Annotated in this window: 5 protein-coding genes; 4 read left to right on the top strand and 1 reads right to left on the bottom strand. The window is 34.0% G+C overall.

Features of this window, described 5'->3' with window-relative positions:
• The 3 genes from WBQ70_RS11955 to WBQ70_RS11945 form a co-directional block, all read left to right on the top strand.
• Window positions 1–2771 (top strand): DUF7507 domain-containing protein (locus tag WBQ70_RS11955; protein WP_423914497.1); only part of this gene is annotated, 2771 nt, incomplete at its 5' end.
• Window positions 2772–2827: 56 nt separating this feature from the next.
• Window positions 2828–3742, top strand: a complete 915-nt coding sequence (locus WBQ70_RS11950) for a PorP/SprF family type IX secretion system membrane protein (protein WP_423914495.1) — start codon at window positions 2828–2830, stop codon at window positions 3740–3742.
• Window positions 3743–3752: 10 nt separating this feature from the next.
• Complete coding sequence (locus WBQ70_RS11945; RefSeq protein WP_423914492.1) at window positions 3753–5702, top strand: OmpA family protein; 1950 nt, start codon at window positions 3753–3755, stop codon at window positions 5700–5702.
• 100 nt (window positions 5703–5802) lie between these two features.
• Here the strand turns inward: WBQ70_RS11945 and WBQ70_RS11940 are convergent, their stop codons facing one another.
• Window positions 5803–6597, bottom strand: a complete 795-nt coding sequence (locus WBQ70_RS11940) for a DUF2797 domain-containing protein (protein ID WP_423914490.1) — start codon at window positions 6595–6597, stop codon at window positions 5803–5805.
• 86 nt (window positions 6598–6683) lie between these two features.
• Between WBQ70_RS11940 and WBQ70_RS11935 the strand changes: the two genes are divergently transcribed.
• Complete coding sequence (locus tag WBQ70_RS11935; RefSeq protein ID WP_423914488.1) at window positions 6684–8210, top strand: GH3 auxin-responsive promoter family protein; 1527 nt, start codon at window positions 6684–6686, stop codon at window positions 8208–8210.
• Window positions 8211–8858: the final 648 nt, after the last annotated feature.

The following is an 8858-nucleotide window of genomic DNA, read 5'->3' as shown; positions in this document are numbered from 1 at the left end:
CCGTAAAAAATATTGCCATCAATGACGCCAAACTAGGGCAAAATAATTTAGCGATTATTCCTAGTACATTAGCTCCGCTTGAAGTTGGAGTAATTACTCAAGATTATGCAATTACACAAGCTGATATTGATTTAGGTGTTGTAACAAATACCGCCATTGCTTCAGGAAAAGACCCTCAAAATCTTGACATCCAAGATACTTCAGGTACAGCAATTGATAATGACATCAGTACAATAACTAATTTACCTAGATCAGGAAAATTAGCTTTTGTAAAAACAGGAGTTTATAATGGTAGTATTTCTAAAGCAAAAGTAGGCGACAAAATCACGTATACTTTTAAAGTGACTAATACGGGGAACTTAATAGTGACTAATATTTTTATTAATGACCCTGTATTAGGTTTAGCAAGCTTACCTCTTATCCCATTTAGTTTAGCTCCCGCTGGAACTGGAGAGGTAACGCAAGAGTACACAATTACACAAGCAGACATCGATGCAGGTACGGTTGTTAATACGGCTGTTGCTAAAGGGCAAGATTTACTTGGAAATGATGTGGAGGATAAATCAGGTACTGCAGTTGATAATGATGATAGTACAATAACTAATCTACCCCAATCTGGAACGCTCGCTTTTGTAAAAACAGGAGTCTACGGTGGTGATGTAACTAAAGCAAAAGTAAATGACAAAATTACTTATACATTTAAGGTCATTAATACTGGAAACCTAACTGTCAAAGACATTGTAGTTAATGACATTAAACTAGGAGTTACAAATTTGGCAATTGTCCCATCGACTTTAGCACCAACAGAAAGTGGTGAAATCACCCAAGAATATGCAATTACTCAAGCTGATATTGACGCAGGTAAGGTGGTCAACACAGCTATTGCCACAGGGAAAGACCCACAAAATAAAGATGTTGAAGATACTTCGGGGACAACGGTTGACAATAATGATAGTACAGTAACTAATTTGCCACAAACAGGAACACTCGCTTTTGTAAAAACAGCTGTTTACAATGGTGATGCTACCAAGGCAAAAGTAAATGATAAAATCACCTATACTTTTACAGTAACAAATACAGGGAACGTAACGATTGATAATATTATCATTAACGACCCTAAACTAGGAATTACTAATTTAGCGATTGTGCCACCTAGTTTAGCACCAACAAAAGTGGGCGAAATAACTCAAGAGTACACCGTAACTCAAGCGGATATTGATGCAGGTCTTGTAAGCAATACAGCTACTGCTATAGGACAAGATCCTCAAGGAGTGAATATTCAAGACACTTCTGGAACAGCAGTAGACAATGATAACAGTACCATAACGTCTTTACCAGTAATCTCTAGTATTACACTAGTCGAAACCGCTACAATTCTGGGAGCAGTTGAAGTTGGAGGGCCAGTCAAATTTACTTTTGCCATATCCAATACTGGTAACACAACAATTAGTAATATCAGCATAACCTCTGCATTAGCAGGCATTAATATCCCTAATAATATTATAACCTCTCTTGCTCCTGGCGAAACCAACAATTCAGTAACAGGTGATTATTCAATTAAACAATTAGATTTAGATAACGGAAGGATAGTTGATTATTCTGTTGCAGTGGGTAAAGACCCTTTAAGTAATGATGTTAGTAGTATTTCGAGTACAGGTGTTGGTACAGCGACTATAACTCAATTTTTAATACAAGTCCCTGCCGTAAGTTTAACTAAAAATGGAGTATGGCAAGATACAAACCTAGATGGCATTACAAGTGTGGATGATAAAATAATCTATTCTTTTGAAGTTGGAAATATTGGAAATATAGGCTTGACAAATCTAATGGTTACTGATGCTAAAGTTACTGTTCAAGGTGCAATGATTGCATATTTAGGAGTTAACGATTCAAATAGTACAGCCTTCACTGCTGAATACTTGATAACTCAAGATGATATAGATAAAGGATATGTTTATAATTCAGCACAAGTTGATGCCATTGGTTCCAATGGGGATCCAATTACCGAAACATCAACTGCTACTACCATCTGTGTGGGTTGTCCAGTGGATCCTTCATGCCTTACCTGTACCATAACGCCACTACCACAATCCCCTAAAATTGCATTGATGATGACAGGAGTATTTGGTGACACTAATGGAGATGGACAGGCTCAAAAAAATGAAACAATTAATTATACTTATACCGTAATGAATCTAGGGAATGTCCCTCTTAGTACTGTATGGATTGAAGACATTACTCTAGGTCACGATGTCGCAGATGGCTTCATAAGTCTTCCAATAGGAGCAACAGATTATACGACCTTCTCAGCAACATATCATATTACTCAAGAGGATATTATTCGAGGGTCTGTTACCAATCAATCAAAAGTTTTTGGCACAAGTCCTTTAGGTGTAGTCGTACAAGACTTATCAGATGACACAAGTCCGTTAGAAAATGACCCAACAACAATACCTATTACGGGCTGTAATCTCGAAGTGTTTAATGCCGTATCTCCTGATGGAGATAGTTTTAATAGCCTTTTCAGAATTCAAGGTATTGACTGTTATCCAAATAATTCGGTTCAAATTTATGACCGATGGGGTGTTAAAGTCTTTGATGTTGAAGGATATGACAATAACACAAAAGCATTCCGTGGAAAATCAGACGGAAGGGTTACTATAAACCAATCAAAAGGATTGCCAAGTGGAGCATACTTTTACATTATTAAATATGTAGATAAGAATAATACTGGATTTAATAAATCAGGCTACATACAGTTAATCAACTAATAAAAATTAGTTGATTTAATAAAAGCCTCTATTAGAATAATTTAAAAAAAAATAGTATGAAAACAAATTCAATCATAATTCTTCTATTGTTAGTAATGGTGTCAGGTTTTGCTCAGCAAGATGCACAGTACACACATTATATGTATAATACAATTAATATTAACCCTGCTTACGCTGGGAGCCGTGGAGTCACTAGCATTTTTGGTTTACATAGAACACAGTGGGTAGGTTTAGACGGAGCACCTGTAACAAATGCTGTTTCGATTAATACTCCTATTGAAAATTCTAGAATCGGAATTGGTCTATCATTTGTAAACGATAGAATAGGAGCGTCAGATCAAAATAGTATTTCTGCTGATATGTCCTATACCATTCCAACTTCTGAAAACGGAAAATTGTCTTTTGGCATCAAAGCAACTGCTGATTTATTAAATATAGATTACACTAAATTAAACAGATACGACTTAAGTGACCCTAAATTTCAAAACAATGTAGACAATGTTTTCTCTCCCAATTTTGGTGCAGGAGTATATTACCATACGGATAAAATGTATGTAGGATTTTCGATTCCTAACTTCCTTGAAGTAAAACATTTTGATGACAATACTTCCGCCGCAGTAAATGAACGCTTACATTATTATTTAATTGGGGGATACGTATTTGAATTAAGTCCTAGTGTCAAATTGAAACCTGCCTTTTTGAGTAAGGTTGTTTCAGGCGCACCTTTACAAGTGGATTTATCTGCCAATGTTTTATTGCAAGACAAATTAACCCTTGGACTTGCTTGGAGATGGGATGCTGCAGCAACTGCCATGGCAGGAATTCAATTAAGTCAAGGGCTTTTTATAGGTTACAGTTATGATTTTGAAACCACAAAATTGTCCTATTACAATTCAGGCTCTCATGAAATATTTTTGCGATTTGACTTGTTTAAAATCCAAAAGAAAATAATAACACCAAGATTTTTCTAAAAAACAGCGTATGAAAAAGAATTACATAATCGTATTGTTATTGAGTTTGATTACAATACAGCTAACCGCACAAAATAGTCCTACTGAAACCAAAGCTGATAAAGAATATGATCGGTTTGCTTATATAGATGCCATAAAAACTTATGAGCGTATGTATGATAAAGGATATAAGTCAAAAGACATATTATTGAAATTAGCTAATGCTTATTATTTTAATGGTGATTTAGAAAATGCTGCAAAACGATACAAAGAACTCTTTGACTTAGATCCTATTGTGACTCCTGAATGTTACTATCGATATGCTCAATCCCTAAAATCAATTAAAGAGTATAAAAAAGCTGACGAAATGATGGCCATTTTTAATAAAGAAAATGGAAATGATTTGAGAGCAAAATTAGCTGCTAGTCAAAAAAACTATCTGTCAATTATCAAGAAAAACTCTGGGAGATATATAATTGAGAATGCAGGAATCAACTCTAAATACTCTGATTACGGCACGGCTTATTATAAAAATAAAATTGTATTTACTACTGCTAGAGATTCAGGAAATTTCATCAAACGAGTGGATCCATGGACAGGAGAATGGTTTACAAACCTCTATGAGTCAGATGTAAACTCTGATGGAACTCTTAATTCAGCAAAACATCTTTCAAAAAAACTGAATACTAAATTTCATGAGTCTACACCAGTTTTTACTAAAGATGGAAATACTGTTTATTTCACTCGTAACAATTACAACAATGGTAAAAGAGGTAAAGACACTAATGAAACTACTTTATTAAAAATTTATAAAGCTACTTTAAAAGATGATTCTTGGATTGATCCTGTAGAACTCCCTTTTAATAGTGATAATTATAGTGTAGCTCATCCTGCCTTAAGTTTTGATGAAAAAACACTTTATTTTGCTTCTGATATGCCTGGAACTTTTGGCCAATCAGATATTTTCAAAGTGACGATTAATAATGATGGAACGTATAGTACTCCTGAAAATTTAGGAAAAGGTATTAATACCGAAGGAAAAGAAACCTTTCCATTTATTACTGATAAAAATGAATTGTATTTCGCTTCAGATGGTCATCCTGGTTTAGGTGGATTAGATGTTTTTGTATCCAAAGCAAAACAAGACGGAACATTTAAAACTGTATTGAACGTGGGTGAACCATTAAATAGTCCTAATGATGATTTTGGATTGATAATAGATACAAAGTCTAAAATGGGATATGTTACCTCAAATAGAGAAGGTGGTATGGGGAGTGATGACATTTATAAAATAAAAGAAACTAAACCAATTCAATATCCATGTGAACAATTTTTAATTGGATTTGTTACCGATTTAGAAACTGGAGAACCTATTGTGGATTCAAAAGTAAGTCTTTCAGACAGTAATTATAAATTAATTAAAACGGTAATCACAAACAAAGAAGGGGAATTTGATTTTGGACAAATAGATTGCAATTCTAAATACTATATCAAAACTGAAAAAGCAGCTTATAATGTAGAAGAAGTTCCTGTAACGGTCATCGATAATTCTGGCAGGACTGTAGTTCCTATTACACTTGAAAAAACGCTTAAAAAAGTAACAATTGGAGATGATTTGGCGAAAGCCTTTGGAATAAAAATTATTTATTTTGATTTAAATAAATACAATATTCGTTCTGATGCCGCTTTGGAACTATCAAAAATTTTAGATGTAATGCTTCAAAACCCAACAATAAAAATTGATATCCGTTCCCATACGGACAGCCGACAAACAGAAGCCTACAATAATAAATTATCTGAAAACAGAGCCGAATCGACTAAAAATTGGTTAATCCAAAACGGAATTAATCAATCTCGATTGACTGCCAAAGGATATGGAGAATCTCGATTAGTGAATCAATGTACTGATGGAGTAGAATGTACTGAAGAAGAACATCAAGCTAATAGACGCAGTGAATTTGTCATTACTTCTATGAATTAAAAATAATTAGTTAGTGACACTATCCCAAAAAGTGTTTAAATGGAAAAATTAAGGCTCCCTTTTATAATTGGAGCCTTTTTTTCTTTTAGGCTTTGTTTTTTTATATCGTAACTCGAACAATATACCCTTCAGAACCTCGAATATTAAAAACGGTATTGTCTTCAAAAATGAGGTACTGCCCTTTTACGCCCATTAGTTTTCCTTGAAAAGAAGGCGTTTTATCTAGGTTCAGACTTTTAACTTTTGTTGGATAATCTATTACTGGATAATCCATTTGGTACAAATCATTTTTATCCAAGATAAAGTATTCACGAACTTCGTCTGGAATTAAAGCTTCCAGTTTTAATCGTTCTGTGATAAGATCTACATGTTCAATATCATTAGTTAACATTTTTCGCCAATTGGTTTTATCAGCATAATGATTTTTGAGGGCAACCTCTGTGATTCCTGCTAGATATCGATTAGGGACTTCTACAATTGTAATCGCTTCATTAGCACCTTGATCGATCCAGCGTGTTGGTACTTGTGTTTTACGAGTTACGCCCACTTTGACTTCGCTTGAGAACGCTAAATAAACAATATGGGGTTGTAGTTGTACTTTTTGTTCATATTCTAAATCTCTATCGGCAATACCTAGATGGGCAGTGCTTAATTCAGGTCGCATAATCCAATCGCCCACAGCGGCACTAGAATAAAAACAGTCATAACAAAAACCTTGTCGGTAAATCTTTTTCTTTTTTTGACAATTAAGACATTGATAACCTATAAAATCAATAGTCAGTTCTTTACCAACCATCTGATTCACATTCAGGAAACTATCCTCAAAAACCAAATAATACTGTATTGGATTCCCAAATTCTGTTTGCATTTTTGTGAGCACTCCTTCGTATTGCATTCGTTTAATGTTTGATGTTTAACATTTTTTGTTATTTTTGGTAAAGTTATCATTCAAAATGCATAATTCATAATTACAATTACAAAATGCCACTAACTCTCATCAATTCATTTGCTTCTTGGGTTCTTAAACAACGAATCCATCAAATAGAACTTTTCTTGAAATACCCTAATGAGGTTCAGGAAGAATTACTTATGAATTTGATTCAATCAGCTAAATATACAAGTCTTGGTAAGCAACATGAATTTGATTCTATTCTTTCTTATAGAACGTTTTGTAGCCGTGTACCTATTACTAGTTATGAAGAAATTCAATCTATGATAGAACGTACTCGTAAAGGAGAGCAAAATTTATTTTGGAATACACCTGTAAAATGGTTTGCAAAATCCAGTGGTACTACTAATGCTAAAAGTAAATTTATTCCTGTTAGTAATGAAGCGCTTGAAGATTGTCATTATAAAGGGAGCAAAGATTTATTGTGTATGTATTTGAATAATAATGAAAACTCAGAAATGTTTTTAGGAAAAAGCCTTAGGCTAGGAGGGAGTTCTCAGATACACGAAGATAATAATAGTTATTTTGGAGATTTATCGGCAATATTGATTGAAAACATGCCTATTTGGGCGGAATTCAGTAGTACTCCAAATAATAAAATTTCATTAATGAGCCATTGGGAATCAAAAATTGAGGCTATTATTAATGAAACCAAAAAAGAAAATGTTACCAGTTTTGCTGGTGTTCCTTCCTGGATGTTGGTTTTGATGAATAAAATGCTTGAAGAAACAGGCAAAGGTAATTTATTGGAGCTTTGGCCTAACCTCGAAGTGTATTTTCACGGTGGTGTAAGTTTTGAACCCTATCGTGATCAATATAAAAACCTATTGCCTAAAAGTGATTTTAAATATTACGAAATATACAATGCCTCCGAAGGCTTTTTTGCGATTCAGGATTTGAATTATTCTGAAGATTTGTTACTTATGCTAGATTATGGTATTTTTTATGAATTTATTCCTATGGCGGTTTTTGGTACTGAAAACCAAAAAGCAATTCGCTTATCCGATGTGGAGTTAGATAAAAACTACGCTATTGTTATCACGACAAATTCTGGTTTGTGGCGTTATTTGATAGGTGATACCGTACGTTTTACATCACTCAATCCATACCGAATTAGAGTTACAGGCAGAACCAAACATCATATCAATGTTTTTGGTGAAGAATTAATGATAGAAAATACAGATAAGGCTATTGCTGAAGCATGCAAAATAACACAAACGGAAATCATTGATTACACTGTAGCTCCTGTTTTTATGAAAGACAAAGAAAAAGGCGCTCACGAATGGATGATTGAGTTTAAAATTGTTCCTCGTGACATGGTGCTATTTCAAAAGGTACTTGACGGAACCCTACAGTCTATCAATTCTGATTACGAAGCAAAGCGTCATAATAATATGACGTTAAACCCACTTGTCATTAATGTAGCGCGACCTAATTTGTTTTATGATTGGCTCAAAGACCGTGACAAACTAGGCGGACAACACAAAATCCCAAGATTATCCAATTCTCGAGATTATTTAGAGCAGTTAAAAAGCATGCAAGTCAAAATTATTACCTAATTAATTATACTATTTAATTTCCCTTTCAGTATCCTCTTTATTGGTGGTATGAATCCATATATACTAGGTGTAATTTTTTTTCAGGAGCTAATCCTGCTATCCGTTTCAAACGAAGTTCACTGAGCTCTTAATAAAGATAAAGTTACAGTCAAGTACTTTTGTGGAGGCAAAACGCCAGCCCCCACAAGAATTTCTACTACTATCAGGGCTCAGGGTAGAGGTGTTATCAGGAAGATTCAGTTAATTAAGAATGTTTATTACTATATATAAGAGTAAGAAAGCGTATCTATATTATAGTGTATGAGTTCAAGAAATCGTTATAACAGATAAGACCTTTGTTTGTCTCGGTGTTTCCTCCGAGAATCTTTATAAAATAGCTTTTTCTAAACTCTTCAATCTGTGCTGGTCTGCGTAATCTGTGTTTAAAACCTTTGTGATGTTAGTGATTCCTTAGGGTTCTGCGCGTTTCAACACCTCTAAATTCCTACAAACCATAAAAATCATAAAAAAGAAAGTTCAGATTTCCAGTGAGTTGAGAAAAAGGTTAAAATAAAGTTATGAAAAGGTATTGTTTAACGGAAGAACCTAACTACTTTTGCACCCGCAACAACGATTACGTTCATTGATTTACTGACAAGCGATTGAGAT

The sequence above is a fragment of the Flavobacterium sp. genome (assembly GCF_049590715.1).
Lineage (GTDB): Bacteria > Bacteroidota > Bacteroidia > Flavobacteriales > Flavobacteriaceae > Flavobacterium.
Note: the sequence above shows the minus strand (reverse complement) of the source record. Positions and strands in the feature narration are given on the sequence as shown.

Coding starts and splice junctions, on each gene's coding strand:
- WBQ70_RS11950 (WP_423914495.1), top strand. CDS start 2,828: ATGAAAACAAATTCAATCATAATTCTTCTATTGTTAGTAATGGTGTCA.
- WBQ70_RS11945 (WP_423914492.1), top strand. CDS start 3,753: ATGAAAAAGAATTACATAATCGTATTGTTATTGAGTTTGATTACAATA.
- WBQ70_RS11940 (WP_423914490.1), bottom strand. CDS start 6,597: ATGCAATACGAAGGAGTGCTCACAAAAATGCAAACAGAATTTGGGAAT.
- WBQ70_RS11935 (WP_423914488.1), top strand. CDS start 6,684: ATGCCACTAACTCTCATCAATTCATTTGCTTCTTGGGTTCTTAAACAA.